Raw genomic sequence first — 17,124 nt, forward strand, 5'->3', positions numbered from 1 at the left:
TTCCCCCTTAGCTCAGTTGGTTAGAGCGACGGACTGTTAATCCGCAGGTCCCCCGTTCGAGTCGGGGAGGGGGAGCCAATTCCACGAAAGCATTAGACTTTTTCCTGCATTTACACTACTCTACAAGCAATATTCTCACTGCATTTGCTCAAATAACAACCTTCTCTGTAATTTATCGACCAGACAAAAATCAAACCGATGAATTTGATAAAGAAATTGGCAATGCACCCGATACTATGGAATAACCCTCTTTAAGAAGCGTACTATGGCTGGTTTTAAAAAACTTATCGTACTCCAAGTCACCTCTTGGCTATTATTCTCCTTGATTGGTAGCTTTTTTTTCGCAACAAGTTTTGACTCTGCAATCAACAAAGCACAACAAAGTGCCCATACCATGGTGACAGAGTATATAAAGGATAAGAAACTCACTGAAGTTACTCCTGAACATATCCGCCAAGCTTTAAATAGCGGAGATGTTTTCTCAACTTTTATTGTACGAGACTTTGACGGTCAAACCGTTTTGCAAGTCAACACACCGAGCAACCTCCCCTTTATCGCCGAACTCATAGAATCAAATATCAATGCTATTCGCCCCCAATTTGCTGTTAACGATAGCAAAGACATCAAAATCGAATTCTTGATCAATGCACAAAGTCAGGCGCAATTACTACAACAAGCCCTACTGCTACTTATCATTATTTCAGCGTTAGTTGCCTTTATTCCTGTTTTCTTTATGCAAGGCGTGTATAAAAAGCTGAATCGCAACGTTAGTATGACAGTGGCCAATGCGGTAGATTCATATATCACTCAAAATCAAGTTACCGACAATATTGAATTTGACTTTAACGATGGCAAAGTTGCAGAACTCGGCCAAGATTTAATCCCCTCTTTTAAACGCTTAGCCAGCTTTTTAAAGTCAAAGCAAGAAGACATCAAAAATGCCGCCCACTCTATCAAGCAAGAAGCGTATAAAGATGTGGTCACCGATCTTGGCAACCGTAATATGTTTGTTGAGTACTACGAGCAATATATCGAGTCGTCTGCCAAAAAGGCATTTGGCTCACTGGCGATGATCCGCTGTTCTGAATTGCAGGTCATTAACCAAACCCGCGGCTATCAAAAAGGCGATGAATACATTAAGTCAGTATCGGATATCATCAAGCACGTCACCGGCACTTATGCTGGCAGCCAGGTGTTCCGTTTAAATAGCTCGGATTTTGCAGTGATATTACCCAATGTGCCAAGTAAGGAAGCGGAAGAGTTTGGTGAAACACTGCAAGCCCGCTTTACTCAGTTCCAGCAAAACCAAGAACTATCATCGGTTGCAAACACTGGGATCGTGCCTTATGAGAACGGTAAACCACTTGGAGAACTACTCTCGGTCGTCGATAATGCGATGAGCATGGCGCAAAGCAAACAAGCCAATGCTTGGCATATTCAACGTGAGTCTGACTTAGTGAATAATGTCAGTGCTGGATTTGGCAATCAAAACTGGCGTCGCGTGATCCGCGATGTGATCAACAGCAAGCGTGTTAGCTTGATGATGCAAAATATCATGCCAATTGGTAAAAACTCTAAGGCCTATGCAGAGATCCAATCCCGCTTCAAAACCGAAGAAGGACAAATGCTACCAACAGCGTCCTTCCTTGCCATGGCGGAAAAGCTAGAAATGGCCATCGAGATTGATCAGCTGATCATCGACACCTCGCTAGAACTTATCAAAACGCGTAACTTTAATGAAAAGTATTTTGGGATCAACGTTACCGCATCGAGTGCTCATAATGATCAATTTGTGATCTGGTTAGAACGCCGTTTGTTAAAAGAAACCAATTTAGCCTCTAAACTGGTATTTGAAGTTAGCGAGTTTGGCTTACAGCAAAATATTAAAGCCAGTAAGCGCTTTATTGATATGGTTCATCGTGCCGGCGCTCGTATCACCGTTGAGCGTTTTGGCGTGGGTTTGACGTCGTTTAAGTTCTTTAGAGACTTAAAGCCTGACTATATCAAAATGGATGCAAGCTATACTCGTGGTCTTGAAGAAGACAAGAATAATCAATATTTTATGCGTTTAATGGTAGACCTTGCGCACCGCATCGGTGTCAATGTATTTGCCGAAGGTATCGAGAGCCAAGAAGAGAAACATATAGTCGAGACGCTCTGTTTGGACGGTGTACAAGGCTATTACATCGAAAAACCAAAAGAAATTTAGGAAACCTGAGCTTGGATAATTCTCCCCTTATCCAAGTTCAACGAAAGTGCCAAGGGCAACTGGTTTGCCCTTCCCTTTCCCGCAGCCATTGCGCTGACTTTCGTACACTATCATTTGCCACACCAGTTACAATCTGTGTTACTATTGGCAGGAATTATCATTCAAATTTATCCATGCGATCTAAGAAGTTCACAAAGATAAGCTTGAAGATTATTTCGGCGCTAGCGGTAATCCAAGATCTAGCAATAAACATCACTCTATCACCATGATTTTATTGCTAAAAGCTCATATATTTAGCCTGATAAGCAAACTCTGAATTAGGATTACTTGCTAATAACTGAATGAAAACTGTCAGCATTACATGACAAGCTACAGCCTCACACTATTTGAGAGGCTCGCTTAAATGATAGCAAGGCACATGTTTTCACTTAAAAAATTCAAAGCGGAACGGTGCTATCGGTTTAATTCTACTAAAAAGTATTTTTAGCAGAATTAAATCCAGTCAAAACTTGCACCTAGTAAGTTCTTTAATACAGTTAACTATCACCTCGATTTGACGGGAAAACCCGCATAAAGTGAATAAGTTATAGAGGCAGGAATGACCGAATACATTTTGTTGCTCATTGGCACAGTGCTGGTGAATAACTTCGTTTTAGTCCAATTTTTGGGCTTATGTCCATTTATGGGGGTATCTGGAAAATTGGATACCGCAGTGGGAATGTCGTTAGCGACCACCTTTGTTCTTACGCTAGCTTCAGTCACCAGCTACTTGGTCAATCAGTATATTTTATTGCCGCTCGATCTCACTTTTTTAAGAACAATGAGCTTTATTTTGGTTATCGCGGTAGTTGTACAATTTACGGAAATGGTGGTGCGTAAAACCAGTCCAACCTTGTATCGGTTACTGGGGATTTTCTTACCTTTGATCACCACCAATTGCGCTGTACTAGGCGTCGCACTACTTAATATCAAAAAAGACCACACCTTTTTAGAGTCTGCAGTCTATGGTTTTGGCGCTGCGGTTGGCTTTTCTATGGTTTTGGTGCTATTTGCCGCTTTGCGTGAGCGTTTAGCTGTCGCTGACGTGCCGACACCCTTTAAAGGCGCATCGATAGCGATGATCACCGCAGGACTTATGTCGCTTGCGTTTATGGGCTTTTCTGGATTGGTTAAGTTTTAGATATGACATTACTTTACGCATTACTTGCGCTGGGTGCGCTGGCGCTTATTTTTGGTATTGTGCTTGGCTATGCCGCAGTGAAATACCGAGTTGAAAGCAACCCAATTGTTGAACAGATAGACGCCATTCTGCCACAAACTCAATGCGGCCAGTGTGGCTATCCCGGCTGTCGACCTTACGCTGAAGCGATTGCGAATGGCGATGACGTAAATAAATGCCCTCCCGGCGGTGAAGCAACAGTGAAAAAACTGGCGGACTTAATGGGCGTAGAAGCAAAGCCTTTGGCTGGCGGAGAAGACGCAGAGCCGGTCAAGAAGGTGGCTTACATTCGTGAAGACGAATGTATTGGCTGTACCAAATGCATTCAAGCTTGCCCCGTGGATGCTATCGTTGGTGCAACCAGACAAATGCACACCGTGCTCATCGACGAGTGCACAGGCTGCGATCTGTGTGTCGAGCCCTGCCCGGTCGATTGTATTGATATGATCCCAGTTGCACAGACCAAGCAAACGTGGAAGTGGCAGTTAGATGCCATTCCTGTGACACAGATTGATTAAGAGGTTTAAGTGGAAACATTACTTGAACAAATAGAAAGTGGAAAACTGTGGCAGTTCCCAGGTGGCATCCATCCACCAGAGCAAAAGACATTATCCAACCAACAACCGATTGCTCGTTTACCTTTGCCTGATAAACTAATTCTGCCCCTAAAGCAGCACATTGGTGCCAATGGTAGCCTGTTGGTTAACTCTGGCGATCACGTCCTTAAGGGTCAAGCATTGACGGCTCCCGGCACGAACTGGTCACTGCCCATCCACGCTCCCACATCTGGCACCATTGAAGCGATAAAGCCGATGCCGTCGGCGCATCCATCCGCGCTACCTGAGCTCAGTATTATTTTGCGCCCAGACGGTGAAGATAAGTGGACACCACTGAACCCAATTAGCGACATTAGCACGCTTGATAACAAACAGCTTATCGATATTATCCACCAAGCTGGTATTGCCGGTATGGGCGGTGCGGGATTCCCAACCTATGTCAAAGCAGACAGCCCAAAGCCCATTGAGTTTTTAGTCGTCAATGGCATTGAGTGCGAACCATATATTACAGCCGATGATCGTTTGATGCGTGAGCGCGCCAAAGAAATCATCGCAGGCGTCGAAGTGCTACAAGGTATATTGAAGCCACAAAAAGTGCTATTTGGCATTGAAGATAATAAACCTGAAGCCATTGCGGCGATCACCGCAGCGGCTCAGCATAATCAGGATATCTTAGTCCGTAGTGTGCCAACCAAATACCCTTCTGGTGGTGAAAAGCAACTGGTCAAGCTATTAACTTCCAAAGAAGTACCAAGTGCTGGAACACCAGCGGATATCGGCGTACTGGTGCAGAACGTTGGAACACTGTTCGCAATTTGGCAAGCTATTTTTGAGGGTAAACCCCTTATTGAGCGTGTAGTTACCGTGACCGGTAATACCATTGGTCAGCCAAGTAACGTGTGGGCTTTACTCGGCACTGAAATAAAGCACCTGCTAGACTCACAAGGCTTTACGCCAGTAGAGGCGCAGCGCGTCGTCATGGGCGGTCCAATGATGGGCTTTACCTTGCCATCTGTTAGGATCCCTGTGGTCAAAACCACCAACTGTATACTCGCGCCAGACAACCAAGAACTTGCGATCCCGGGGGACGAAAAGGCATGTATTCGCTGTAGTGCCTGTGCAGATGCCTGCCCTCAAAGCTTATTACCACAGCAGTTACAATGGTTTGCTAAAGGCAAAGAGTACCAAAAATTAGAGGAATACAACCTCTTTGACTGTATCGAATGCGGTGCGTGCTCTTATGTTTGTCCAAGCGAAATCCCCTTAGTGCAATACTATCGTGTAGCCAAAGCCGACATTCGCGAACAAAAGCTTGAACAAGTCAAAGCTGAGCGTGCTAAAGAACGTTTTGAGGCAAGAAAAGAGCGCTTAGAGCGCGAACAAGAAGAACGCCAAAATAAACATAAACGCCGTTCGGCGGGCGCTGCACCAAAAGCCGCAGATAAAGAAAAAGTACAAGAAGCACTCTCACGCGTTAAAGATAAGCAGTCAGATAAATCCACGGTCCAAGCTGCGATTGCACGCGCCAAAGCCAAACGAGGTGAGAATGGCGAATTAGAGCCGGATAACAGCGCCATTGCTGAAGAGCGTGCAAAACGCAAAGCGCAGGCGCGTAAATATAAAGAAGAAAAAACTGATCAGCCTGAAAGCACAGATAAAAAAGATGCAGTAGCCGCCGCCATTGCCCGTGCAAAGGCGAAAAAGGCCGCAGCCCAAGCGTCACCTGAGTCTGAGCCAGCAGCAACAGATGATAAAAAGGCAGCCGTAGCTGCTGCAATCGCCCAGGCTAAAGCCAAAAAAGCAGCCGCAGAAGACACAGCTGAACCTGAAGCCAATGCAGCGCCAAGCGATAAAAAGGCTGCCGTTGCTGCCGCAATTGCCAGAGCTAAGGCCAAGAAAGCTGCTAAAAAGGCTGAAGAAGCAGGCGAGAGCACAGTCGAGCAAGCAGAAGCCGCTCCAACGGAAAGCGCTGAGGAAGATCCACGCAAAGCCGCCGTTGCCGCCGCAATTGCCAGAGCTAAGGCCAAGAAAGCAGCTAAAGAGGCGGAAGAAGCAGGCGCAAGCGTGAGCGAACAAGCAGAAGCCGCTCCAACGGAAAGCGCCGAGGAAGATCCACGCAAAGCCGCCGTTGCTGCCGCAATTGCCAGAGCTAAGGCCAAGAAAGCTGCTAAAGAGGCTGAAGAAGCTGGCGCAAGCGTGAGCGAACAAGCAGAAGCCGCCTCAACGGAAAGTGCTGACGAAGATCCACGTAAAGCTGCCGTTGCCGCCGCAATTGCCAAAGCTAAGGCCAAGAAAGCCGCCAAAGAGGCGGAAGAAGCTGGCGCAAGCGTGAGCGAACAAACAGAAGCCGCCTCAACGGAAAGTGCTGACGAAGATCCACGTAAAGCTGCCGTTGCCGCCGCAATTGCCAGAGCTAAGGCCAAGAAAGCAGCTAAAGAGGCTGAAGAAGCAGGCGCAAGCGTGAGCGAACAAGCAGAAGCCGCTCCAACGGCAAGCGCCGAGGAAGATCCACGTAAAGCTGCCTTTGCCGCCGCAATTGCCAGAGCTAAGGCCAAAAAAGCCGCTAAAGAGGCACAAGAAGCTGGCGAAAGCGTGAGTGAGCAAGGCGAAGAAACAAATGAGCCAACGGCGGGATCAGAAACAGACTCCAGCCGTACAGAGCAAGGTGCTGAGGGCACATCTGAGCAGCAACAAGCACTTAGCCCTGAAGCACGTAAAAAAGCCGCCGTTAAAGCCGCAATTGCGAGAGCAAAAGCGAAGAAGCAAGCGAAAGAACAAGAAGGAAATGAACCGTCATGAAACTAACCATGGCCTCATCCCCGCACAATCATAGCCATAAGTCGGTCAACAAAATCATGATGACCGTCATGGCAGCCTGTATTCCCGGGATCTTAGTCCAAACCTACTATTTTGGTTTTGGTGTATTGATCCAGTTGGCTTTGGCGCTTATTACCGCAAGCCTTGCTGAAGCGCTAGTGCTAAAGCTAAGAGGTCGAGCGATATGGCCCAGCCTCAGCGACGGCAGTGCTTGGCTCACCGCTGTGCTGCTGGCCATCAGTATTCCGCCGCTAGCCCCTTGGTGGATAACCGTCATTGGTGCATTTTTTGCCATCGCTATTGTAAAACAGCTATACGGTGGCCTAGGCTTTAATCTTTTCAACCCGGCCATGGCGGCCTATGTATTGTTGCTGATCTCCTTCCCTGTACAAATGACTTCGTGGTCACCTATTCAAGCGCTCACGCTAGAGTCGCTAAGCTTTGTCGACCAACTCGCAATGATCTTTACCGAGTCCACCAGCCAAGGTGTTACACTTGACGTATGGCGTGCAGGCGTGATTGACGGTGCGACTGGTGCAACGCCATTAGACTCGGTAAAAACCGCTGTCTCACAAGGCTTAACCGTGAATGAGGCGATGAGTAAGCAGGGTTTTGGAGCGCTTGCGGGACTTGGTTGGCAATATGTTAACCTCGCCTTTTTGCTAGGTGGTCTTTATCTGCTAAAAGCCAAAGTGATCAACTGGCATATTCCAGTGGCCTTTATTGCCAGTCTTGGCCTTGCTAGCGCAATTGGCTATATCATTGCCCCTGAGTCAGAGCCCGGCACCCTATTCCACTTGTTAAGTGGCGGCGCTATGCTTGGTGCCTTTTTTATTGCCACCGATCCGGTGTCGGCCTCTACCACTAACTTAGGTCGCCTGATTTACGGCGCGGCAATCGGCTTTACTGTCTATGTGATTCGCCAATTTGGTGGCTATCCAGACGCCGTTGCATTTGCAGTTGTGATCATGAATATGGCAGTGCCACTTATCGATCATTACACTCAGCCTCGTACTTATGGTCATGGAGCAAAATCATGATAATTCAATCGATGCAGAAAAATGGCCTCATCCTCGCGGCATTTGCACTAGCAACAACAGGAGCGGTCGCACTGATTAATGACCTCACCAAAGATAAAATTGCCAACCAAGAGCAACAGCACCTGATGCAACTACTTTCTCAGGTGATTGCAGCAGATAAGTACGACAATACTTTGTATTTGGATTGCACCACCAGCAACACCTTAGAACTCGGCCCAGGCGGCCCGCACACAATTTACAGAGCCAGACTCAATGGCGAACCCTCGGCTCTTTTAGTGAGACATATCACCCCGAAAGGCTACAGTGGCAATATCGATGTCTTAACCGCTGTCGATAGACAAGGTCTGATCTCAGGTGTGCGTGTGACGCGCCATGAAGAAACTCCGGGTCTTGGTGATAAGGTAGAGCTGGCAAAGTCGGCTTGGGTAACGACTTTCAACGGTGTTCAAGTTGAAGGGGAAGCAGACCCTAAAATGAATGTGAAAAAAGACGGCGGTCAATTTGATTCATTTACCGGTGCAACCATTACCCCACGCGCTGTGGTAACCTCGGTAAATCAGGCCGCATGGTTTGCCAAAACTCATTTTGATGCGCTATTTAACGCGCCTAATACTTGCGAGGTGTCGCAATGAGTCAGTTAAAATCGCTCTTTCAAGAAGGTACATGGCAAAATAACCCAGCACTGGTACAGCTTTTGGGCCTATGTCCGCTCCTTGCGGTGACTTCAACGGTAACCAATGCGTTAGGGCTTGGTATTGCCACATTACTGGTACTGGTTGGTTCTAACTTTACCGTATCGGTGGTGAGAAACTGGGTGCCAAAAGACATTCGTATTCCTGTTTTTGTGATGATCATCGCCGCCTTTGTTACGGTTATTCAACTACTCATGAACGCTTATACCTTTGGTCTGTATCAATCCCTTGGTATATTTATTCCGTTGATCGTGACCAACTGCGCCATTATTGGTCGTGCCGAGGCATTCGCTTCGAAGAATAGTCCGCTGTTATCGGTTTGGGATGGTTTAATGATGGGACTGGGTTTTGCACTGGTGCTATTTGTACTGGGTGCAATGCGCGAATTGATTGGTCAAGGAACACTATTTGATGGTGCCGAGCTACTCCTTGGCAACTGGGCAAGTGTATTGCGTATTGAGATCTTCTCATTCGATCATCAATTTTTAGTTGCAATCCTGCCACCAGGCGCCTTTTTGGGCCTTGGTTTTTTGATTGCCGCTAAAAACATTATCGACGCTCAGCTCAAAGCCAAAGCAGCGCCAACAGCCGAAGAAGTAAAAGGTCCTAGAGCACGGGTCACTAACTTAAACTAATGCGGTAATAATAATGCCAATTTGCAGCGATACCGTCACTATCGCTGCTTAATGAAAGTAACTGCATGCTACCGTCATCGAATTTAGCAAGTAAATCTTATGAATAAACAAAAACGTATAGAAATACTCACGCGACTTAGGGACGAAAATCCGCACCCAGAAACTGAGCTAGAATACTCGTCACCATTCGAGCTTTTAGTTGCCGTTACCCTCTCAGCACAAGCCACTGATGTTGGAGTGAACAAAGCAACGCGCAAACTCTTCCCTGTTGCCAACACACCAGAAAAGATCCTTGAGCTTGGCCTTGAAGGCTTAAGAGACTATATCAAAACCATTGGTTTATTTAATTCAAAAGCCAATAACGTCTATAAAATGTGTCAGATCCTCGTCGACAAACACGGCTCCGAAGTTCCTGAAAACCGTGAAGCACTAGAAGCACTGCCGGGGGTCGGTCGCAAAACCGCCAACGTGGTACTAAACTGCGCTTTTGGCTGGCCGACAATTGCCGTAGACACCCATATATTCCGCGTCTCCAATCGCACCAAGTTTGCCATGGGTAAAGATGTGGTGGCAGTCGAGCAAAAGCTAGAAAAGGTTGTACCAAAAGAATTTAAAGTGGATGTCCACCACTGGTTAATCCTTCATGGCCGCTATGTGTGCACCGCGCGTAAACCTAAGTGTGGCAGCTGTTTGATTGAAGATTTGTGTGAGTTTAAAGAGAAGACTGATAGCTAATCTTTGTTTTAGCATAAGCACAACTTTTATTTGTGGTGGTTACCGTGAATTTGTTGTTTCGTAAAATTGTTCAAGCGATATGAAAACACAGCTCGCTGCGTAAAGCAGCTCCTACTTCACGCCACATTCGTATCGACGTGATGGCTAGCCTAAGGCAATACCACTGCTGAATACCCTATTCCATCTGGTCCGTTACCAGTAGGGAGTTCAAATAAGGTTTTGCCAGATACAATATCTATAACAAGGACCTTATTTTTTTGGTAAGCGGATAAAAATAAAGTGCGATCGTCTGGATGGAGGATCACGCCTTTTGGTCCTGTTCCCGGCTCAAACTTTATTTGACGCAGCTTTTCTTTGTGCATTGCATCGATCACATCAAGGGTGTGATTCCTATAGTCTGGGATCACAGCAAACTGCTCATCGCGGGTAAGTAACACACGGTATGGAAAGCTATAGCCTTTCCATTGCTTAATTATACGCTCATTTGCTACATCAAACACGGTAACTAAGCCATCATCGTTGCTACCAACCCAGAGCTCTGAGCCACTTTTATTTATGGTGATAGCCTCTGGTACTTTTGGCATTGAAATTTTGCGAAGTAAGGCACCTGACTTTACATCTAATTCAGACACTGAATCTGCGCGCATATTTGTGGTGTAAACACGCTCGCTAGACGCCGGCAGCGCCACCATATGAGAGCCTCTTTGCTCTGTTGCTATTACTTTATCAATTTTCCCCGACTCTATATCAACGATTACCACACTGTCGGAGCCTTCAGACGATACTGCAACGCGTTTTTGGTCTTTTAAAAACAACACGCCATGTGGCCTTGGATAACGAGACAAATCAATGGTTTTTACTTTTTTTGCTTGCCGAACGTCAAAAACACTTAGACTATTGCCACGTGCATAATTAGTGACAACAGCCGTATGCCCGTCGGCACTCATTGCTAATTCATGTGGTCCTCTGCCGGTTGCGAGCGTCAGCTTAATTTTTCGGCTGCTAAGATCGATGAAATCAACCGAGTCCCCCTTTTTATTTACAACAACCAATGTTCCCGACAAGTTATTTGTATCAGCCCATGAAGGGAAGCTGATTAAACACCCAAATAAGAACACATACACAACATAATTAACCAATCTCATTTTGACTCCTTTTGATCTGTTAGCTAGTACTGTTGTTTTTATCACTACTGTATTTATCATTGAAAAGCAATCGTAATACAGCCTTCAAAAACACCCTATCCCAAATTTAACTCAGACACGCCTGATACTCGAAACCTTCCTGTTTCCTATGTTGAATAGCACACTTTCCATCACTCGCAACAACTTCCTCGCCTACATCCGTTTTACAATTTCTGGAACATTTTCAAAGTATTGATTTCACAAATCACTACGCTTTCTTTATGCTAATGAAAGTCTTTAAATTTTAATGCGAATATCATTATGCTACCTGTCCTTCGTATCTTGTTAATAGAACAAGAGCCAGCTGTATTGCAAGCGCTCTCAAGCAATCTGTCAAAAACGATCCCTAATTTTGAGCGAGAGGATGTTCAAATCGATATTATTGAATGCCTCGAACTTTCAAAAGCCTTGGAGCATGTCACTGAAGATGGTGATATTCAAGCTGTCGTGCTGAGTTGGGATGTGCACAACAAAAGTGGCGAGCAAACCTATAGTCGTTTTATCGAGCAATTAAAATGTATTCGTCTAGAATTACCGGTTTACGTTATTGGCGATGACACTAAAGGGCTTGAGATAGTCAACGAATCCGAGGAAATCGAGTCTTTCTTCTTTAAAGATGAAGTTATCTCAGATCCTGAAGCCATTTTGGGATATATGATCAATGACTTTGATGACAGAGCCGAGACGCCATTCTGGACGGCGTATCGCAGCTATGTCGGCGAAGCGAACGACTCTTGGCATACTCCGGGTCACAGCGGCGGTTCGAGCTTTAGAAACTCTCCTTATATCAAAGATTTTTATCAATTCTATGGCCGTAATGTATTTGTCGGAGACCTGTCCGTATCGGTTGATTCGTTAGGTTCACTGTCAGATAGTACCAATACCATTGGCCGCGCTCAGGAGTCAGCTGCAGCAACGTTTGAGGTTAAACGCACCTACTTCGTAACCAACGGTTCGTCCACCTCGAATAAAATTATTTTGCAAACCCTACTTCGCAAAGGCGATAAGGTGATCATCGACCGCAACTGTCATAAGTCAGTGCACTACGGCATTTTGCAATCGGCCAGTTTCCCTATCTATTTATCGAGTATTTTAAATCCAAAATATGGCATATTCGCACCGCCTTCACTGGCTGACATCAAGCAAGCGATTGAACAAAATACCGATGCAAAACTACTGGTGCTCACAGGCTGTACCTATGATGGTTTGCTGAGCGACCTGAAACAAGTCGTAGAATTTGCCCATCAGCATGGCATCAAAGTCTTTATTGATGAAGCTTGGTTTGCTTACTCGCTATTTCACCCTAGCTTGCGCCATTACTCCGCCATTCATGCAGGTGCCGATTATGTCACCCATTCGGCGCATAAAGTCGTATCGGCATTTTCGCAGGCGTCTTATATCCATATTAATGACCCCGATTTTGATGCTGATTTTTTCCGTGAGATTTACAGTATCTACGCCAGCACCTCGCCCAAATACCAACTTATTGCGTCTTTGGATGTGTGCCAGAAGCAGTTGGAGATGGAAGGCTATAAGTTACTCAATGCGCTGCTGAACCATGTTGCAGAGTTCAAACAGCAGATGGCCTCGCTCAAACATATTAAAGTGCTTGATAAGCAAGACTTTATGAACATATTCCCACATTTTAGTGGCGATAATATGGGGCATGATCCGCTTAAAATCCTCATCGATATTAGTGAACTACCGTACTCATTAAAGGATATTCATAAGTTTCTGCTAGACGAAATTGGGCTGGAGATTGAGAAATACACCCACAGTACCATCTTAGTCTTACTAACCTTGGGTGGTACACGCTCAAAGATCATTCGTTTATACAATGCCTTAAAGAAACTTGATGGCGGCAAGGTAAAACTATCGAAGTCAACGCGACGCTCACGCTTACCTGAGAATTTACCCGCTATTGACCTTGCTTGTATTCCTAGTGATGCCTTCTACGGCGAGCGTGAATCTGTACCTATTAGCAAGAGCAACAACCGAATTTGTGCAGGTTTAGTCACCCCGTATCCTCCGGGGATTCCGCTTTTGGTGCCGGGTCAACATATTACCCAAGAGCATATTGAATATCTCAAGGAGCTGGCAGGGCAAGGATTGACCATTCAAGGTAGTTTCGATGGTGAGATCTATGTGCTTAAAGAAGACAAATAACGCGAGCTAATATCATAATCCAGTACTAGGCAAGCCATTTTAAAACGTGGCTGCCTAGCGCTTGTAGAGCTTTGCGTTTTCCTGCAATTACGCTAGCATTTTAGCCCTTCTCGCGAAGATATTGGTTTAGCTCGGTTATATCAACGCTATAAATATTCATAAGGCCATTATGGATCCTTTCCTGTCGCTGAAGCAATTCATCATAATTGTTTACAGCTTTCACATCTGGGTTTTTATCACTTGAGAAAAACAAAGTATTACCGTCAGCTGATAGGATCGGATCTGAGTCCATACGACGCGAATTGATTTTATCGCCTAGATTTATCGGTTTCCCCCACTTGCCATCTTTTTGTTTAACCGATACATGCAAATCATAGTGACCTAAACCGCCCGATCTCATTGACGTGAAAAATAGCAGTTTTCCGTCCGATGAAACCTCTGGATCAGCATCACTTGCTGTGGAGTTGAGCTCTGAAATCTCAATTGGCGCTTGATATCCATCAGGGTGGTACTTAGAAAGAAAAAGATCTACGCCGCCCGTAGCTCCTTTTATGATAGATGAGAAGTAGATATCTTTATTAGTGTGTATAGTTGGGTAGATCACAGTATGATCTCCGTTAATTTTGCCAGGCACTAACTCAGGTTTGCCAAATTTATCACCATCATAGCTGACTTGCCACATCTGAAAGATCCCATTTTCCACGTTCTCTACCGGCCTTCTGGAAGTAAAATAAAATGTGTTACTGTCTTTGGAAAAGTACGGATTTGTATCGTGAAATTCACCGCTAAAAGGAAGCAATGTTGGGGTTTGCCAAGTGTCCCCTTGTTTGTGAGAAATGACTAAAGCACTGTGTGAAAATCGGGCTAAAGCTCTAACAAACGCAAACTTTTTACCATCTGGAGACAAACTAGAACCGTACTCAAATTGATTAGTCGATACTATGTTTGGCGCAAACAAGCTTGGCTCTAGGTTGTTTAAAATCACCGCTAACTTGTCATCAGCTTGTACTGACCATTGCGCAGAAACTGCTGAAATCAATAACCCTATTTTAGCGACTGTTTTACGCTGTATCATATAAATATCCTTTTTTGTTATAGTACACTTTGTTTACTTTTTGATAATTGTATGTGTGTTGAATCAAACTGCTTGAAAAGTAACTTTGTCGCCAGATGATATTATCAAAACATAACTGAAATTAAAAAAGCAACAATCCCACATGACTTAGTGATATATAGAAGCTTAATAAAAATTACTTTATAGGGCATGTTGATTTTAAAAGTCGGGCTGGTTTTGCAGTAATTTATGATGTTTTTAAGCGACATTGCGCTAATACAATGTGTTATGCCACATAAATCAGCAGAAAGTCATCATAAGTGCTTATCCCTTGTGACTTACTCACCGCCCTAATGTTTATCACCTACTAATTTAAGCGCTCTTCTGGCACAGCTATTGCTTATAAAACCACAGATGTCATTTTTTTGATTTGGAGTTTTGTATGGAATTTGCGTTACTTGCTATTTTGGCTCTAGTGGTCGTTGCTTCCATTGTCGCTTCTAAGTACACCGATGTGGGTGGCAATCCTTATCCGTTTAATCGTAAAGAATCTGTTTTTACCACCGTTGAAGCATCGTTTCTACAATTATTAGAACGTGCCGTTGGCGATAGATATAAAATCGTTAGCCGCATTAAGCTCATTGATGTGATTGAGTGCAAGCCGGGGATCTCTCCAAAAGCGCGTCGTGCCGCGGTAACTAAAGCTAAAAATAAGCAGTTGGATTATGTTTTGGTAGACAAAGAGACACTGAAAATTGTTGCCGCTGTTGATTTGGTCAATAACGCCAATAAAAACGGCCACAAAGCACAAAAAGATTGGTTTGTCAGTGGCGCTCTGGAATCTGCGGGTATTCCACACATTCGCATGAAAATCAAAAGTGGCTACCAAAGTGCTGAGGTGCGTGCGGCAATCTTGTTCAAGCTTGGCCAAAAAGTGGAGATGCCAAAGAAAACCAGAAACCGCACCTACAAACCTGCGGTGCTGTCTCCTTCACAGGCAAAAGCACAGTCAACTCAGTTGGCAGAAATCTAGCAAAACGGGCGTCAGCCCGTTTTTTGTTTTACCTATCAAAACCCCTTTCGTATAATAAAAGCAATTTTGACACTGGGGCTTTCCCCACCACAAATTAGGAATCTTTTGATGAAAGTAGGCATTATCGGCGCAATGGAGCAAGAAGTTACCATTTTGCGTAACACCATGGAGAACCCGCAAACATTGACCAAAGGTGGCTTTACTTTTTATACCGGCAAACTGGCTGGTCTTGACGTAACGCTTGTACAGTCTGGCATTGGTAAAGTGGCAGCAACGGTTGCGACAACTTTGCTTATCGACAACTTTGCGCCAGATTGCGTGATCAACACGGGTTCTGCAGGTGGTTTTGAACCATCACTAAACGTCGGCGATGTGGTGATTTCAAATGAAGTACGTCATCACGATGTTGATGTTACTGCATTTGGCTATGAAATTGGTCAAGTTCCACAAATGCCTGCTGCGTTCACTTCGCATGCAAAATTAGTTGAAGCTGCAGAGCAAAGCGTACATGAGCTTGAAGGCATTCAAACTATGGTTGGTTTGATCTGTACGGGTGACTCATTTATGTGCGACCCAGTACGCATCGACAAGGCACGTGCAGACTTCCCTACGATGTTAGCAGTAGAAATGGAAGGTGCGGCAATTGCGCAGGCTTGTCATTCTTTAAACACGCCATTTGTTGTGATCCGCTCGCTATCTGATATCGCCGGCAAAGAATCACCGCAATCATTCGAAGAGTATCTAGAAGTCGCTTCTGTTAACTCTTCAAAGATGGTGATGGCACTACTTAATAAGCTGGATAAGGTTACGCTTTAGTGCTCGACAGCTTGCTTCAGGCCCATGAGGGCCTGATCATTTTCTTACTGGCGATTTTTGCTAGCCTAGGGGTAAGGTTATCAACACTTTACCACCCTAATCTTATTCTTAGCCTTATTTTTAAAGCGATTGCCGAAAAAGTTTATCGCCCTAAAGCCGCTTCTAGCTATCAACTTTTATCCGGTACACTCGGCTTCCTCCTGCCAATATTAACTATCACTGTATTAACTTATGCGATTATAAGCTTTGCTTTTTATCCTAATTGGCTCGGTGGGCTGGTGTTGTTTTTATGCTTAGATATTAGCCATGAAAGCCGTGCTAAGCGCATTTCCGCGCTGATAAAGTCAAAGCAAAAAGTGACTGCAAGAGCCGTGTTGCAAGGAATGGTAGCAAGAGATGTAGAGAAGCTAACAGAGCTTGGTATTTGTAAAGCCACCATAGATAGCACCGCATTAAATACCCTGCGCCATTTTTTTGTCATTGCTTTACTGTATCTAACAGCAGGCCCCTATCTCGCGCTATTTTATAAACTGTTACTACTGTGTGGTCATGCTTGGCGGCAAGTAATGCTCCCCTCAAGCCGTTTTATGGCAAGCCTTTCCCGCATGATTTGGCTCGTTGAGTTTGTGCCTATTCGATTATTAATTACCTGCTTTTCGTTGCTACTTAGACCAAAGCAAACTTGGCACTACATTAAATACTACGGCCGTCACTTTAGCCAAACGAATACTGGATGGGCACTGAGCTTTTTTGCAGCAAATTTACATACACAACTCGCAGGGCCGCGCTTTTATTTTGGTGAACGTTATGAGGTGATGCGGGTAGGTGCAAAAACGCAACCCTCAGCTGAGCATATTCAGCATTTACTTGGACTACTCAATCAAATGCGCTGGCTATTTATTGCCACTTCCGCCTTACTACTTGTAATTATTAATTTTCTCAGGCTGATGACTTAGCATACTTAGAA

General features: G+C 44.9%; 14 protein-coding genes and 1 tRNA gene. 13 read left to right on the forward strand and 2 right to left on the reverse strand.

The window, feature by feature from the left end; all coding sequences use genetic code 11:
* Position 1: 1 nt before the first annotated feature.
* From EXT47_RS13180 to nth, 9 genes are all read left to right on the forward strand, one after another.
* A tRNA-Asn gene (locus tag EXT47_RS13180) sits at positions 2–78 on the forward strand.
* 187 nt (positions 79–265) lie between these two features.
* Entirely contained in the window at positions 266–2,209 is a 1,944-nt protein-coding gene (locus EXT47_RS13185) for an EAL domain-containing protein (RefSeq protein ID WP_010370387.1), read from the forward strand.
* A 598-nt stretch (positions 2,210–2,807) separates the two neighbouring features.
* On the forward strand, positions 2,808–3,389 hold the full coding sequence (rsxA, locus tag EXT47_RS13190) for an electron transport complex subunit RsxA (protein ID WP_010370383.1): 582 nt from the start codon (positions 2,808–2,810) through the stop codon (positions 3,387–3,389).
* A gap of 2 nt (positions 3,390–3,391) precedes the next feature.
* A complete protein-coding gene (gene rsxB, locus EXT47_RS13195; protein WP_010370380.1) occupies positions 3,392–3,946 on the forward strand; it encodes an electron transport complex subunit RsxB in 555 nt (184 codons plus the stop codon).
* Positions 3,947–3,955: 9 nt separating this feature from the next.
* On the forward strand, positions 3,956–6,784 hold the full coding sequence (gene rsxC / locus EXT47_RS13200; protein WP_130126789.1) for an electron transport complex subunit RsxC: 2,829 nt from the start codon (positions 3,956–3,958) through the stop codon (positions 6,782–6,784).
* Positions 6,781–7,842: an electron transport complex subunit RsxD gene (gene rsxD / locus EXT47_RS13205; protein ID WP_039491913.1), complete on the forward strand. Its 1,062-nt coding sequence runs from the start codon at positions 6,781–6,783 to the stop codon at positions 7,840–7,842. The genes rsxC and rsxD overlap by 4 nt, the downstream gene beginning before the upstream one ends.
* A complete protein-coding gene (gene rsxG / locus EXT47_RS13210) occupies positions 7,839–8,474 on the forward strand; it encodes an electron transport complex subunit RsxG (protein ID WP_039491912.1) in 636 nt (211 codons plus the stop codon). The genes rsxD and rsxG overlap by 4 nt, the downstream gene beginning before the upstream one ends.
* Positions 8,471–9,169 carry an electron transport complex subunit E gene (locus tag EXT47_RS13215; RefSeq protein WP_010370368.1) on the forward strand — a complete coding sequence of 233 codons (699 nt, stop codon included), beginning with the start codon at positions 8,471–8,473 and terminating at the stop codon, positions 9,167–9,169. Before rsxG ends, EXT47_RS13215 begins: the two co-directional genes overlap by 4 nt.
* A 99-nt stretch (positions 9,170–9,268) precedes the next feature.
* Positions 9,269–9,904 carry an endonuclease III gene (gene nth, locus EXT47_RS13220; RefSeq protein WP_039491909.1) on the forward strand — a complete coding sequence of 212 codons (636 nt, stop codon included), beginning with the start codon at positions 9,269–9,271 and terminating at the stop codon, positions 9,902–9,904.
* A gap of 149 nt (positions 9,905–10,053) precedes the next feature.
* On the opposite strand, the gene EXT47_RS13225 is transcribed toward nth, so the two are convergent.
* Positions 10,054–11,049: a YncE family protein gene (locus EXT47_RS13225; RefSeq protein WP_102056237.1), complete on the reverse strand. Its 996-nt coding sequence runs from the start codon at positions 11,047–11,049 to the stop codon at positions 10,054–10,056.
* Positions 11,050–11,349: 300 nt separating this feature from the next.
* Between EXT47_RS13225 and EXT47_RS13230 the strand changes: the two genes are divergently transcribed.
* Positions 11,350–13,254: an aminotransferase class V-fold PLP-dependent enzyme gene (locus tag EXT47_RS13230; RefSeq protein WP_130126790.1), complete on the forward strand. Its 1,905-nt coding sequence runs from the start codon at positions 11,350–11,352 to the stop codon at positions 13,252–13,254.
* A gap of 100 nt (positions 13,255–13,354) precedes the next feature.
* Here EXT47_RS13230 and EXT47_RS13235 read toward each other — a convergent pair whose 3' ends face one another.
* The gene (locus EXT47_RS13235) at positions 13,355–14,329 is read right to left on the reverse strand and encodes a PD40 domain-containing protein (RefSeq protein WP_039491902.1); all 975 of its coding nucleotides are present in this window, start codon (positions 14,327–14,329) and stop codon (positions 13,355–13,357) included.
* Between the two features lie 421 nt (positions 14,330–14,750).
* On the opposite strand from EXT47_RS13235, the gene EXT47_RS13240 reads away from it, so the two are divergent.
* The 3 genes from EXT47_RS13240 to EXT47_RS13250 all read left to right on the forward strand — a co-directional run bounded on the left by EXT47_RS13240 (position 14,751) and on the right by EXT47_RS13250 (position 17,113).
* Positions 14,751–15,341: a DUF2726 domain-containing protein gene (locus EXT47_RS13240; protein ID WP_039491899.1), complete on the forward strand. Its 591-nt coding sequence runs from the start codon at positions 14,751–14,753 to the stop codon at positions 15,339–15,341.
* Positions 15,342–15,449: 108 nt separating this feature from the next.
* Positions 15,450–16,157 (forward strand): 5'-methylthioadenosine/S-adenosylhomocysteine nucleosidase, encoded by a 708-nt coding sequence (gene mtnN, locus EXT47_RS13245; protein ID WP_017217969.1) that lies wholly within the window; start codon positions 15,450–15,452, stop codon positions 16,155–16,157.
* Positions 16,157–17,113 carry a cobalamin biosynthesis protein gene (locus tag EXT47_RS13250; protein ID WP_130126791.1) on the forward strand — a complete coding sequence of 319 codons (957 nt, stop codon included), beginning with the start codon at positions 16,157–16,159 and terminating at the stop codon, positions 17,111–17,113. The genes mtnN and EXT47_RS13250 overlap by 1 nt, the downstream gene beginning before the upstream one ends.
* Positions 17,114–17,124: the final 11 nt, after the last annotated feature.

This window comes from Pseudoalteromonas sp. CO342X, from assembly GCF_004208915.1.
Taxonomy (GTDB): Bacteria; Pseudomonadota; Gammaproteobacteria; order Enterobacterales; family Alteromonadaceae; genus Pseudoalteromonas; species Pseudoalteromonas maricaloris.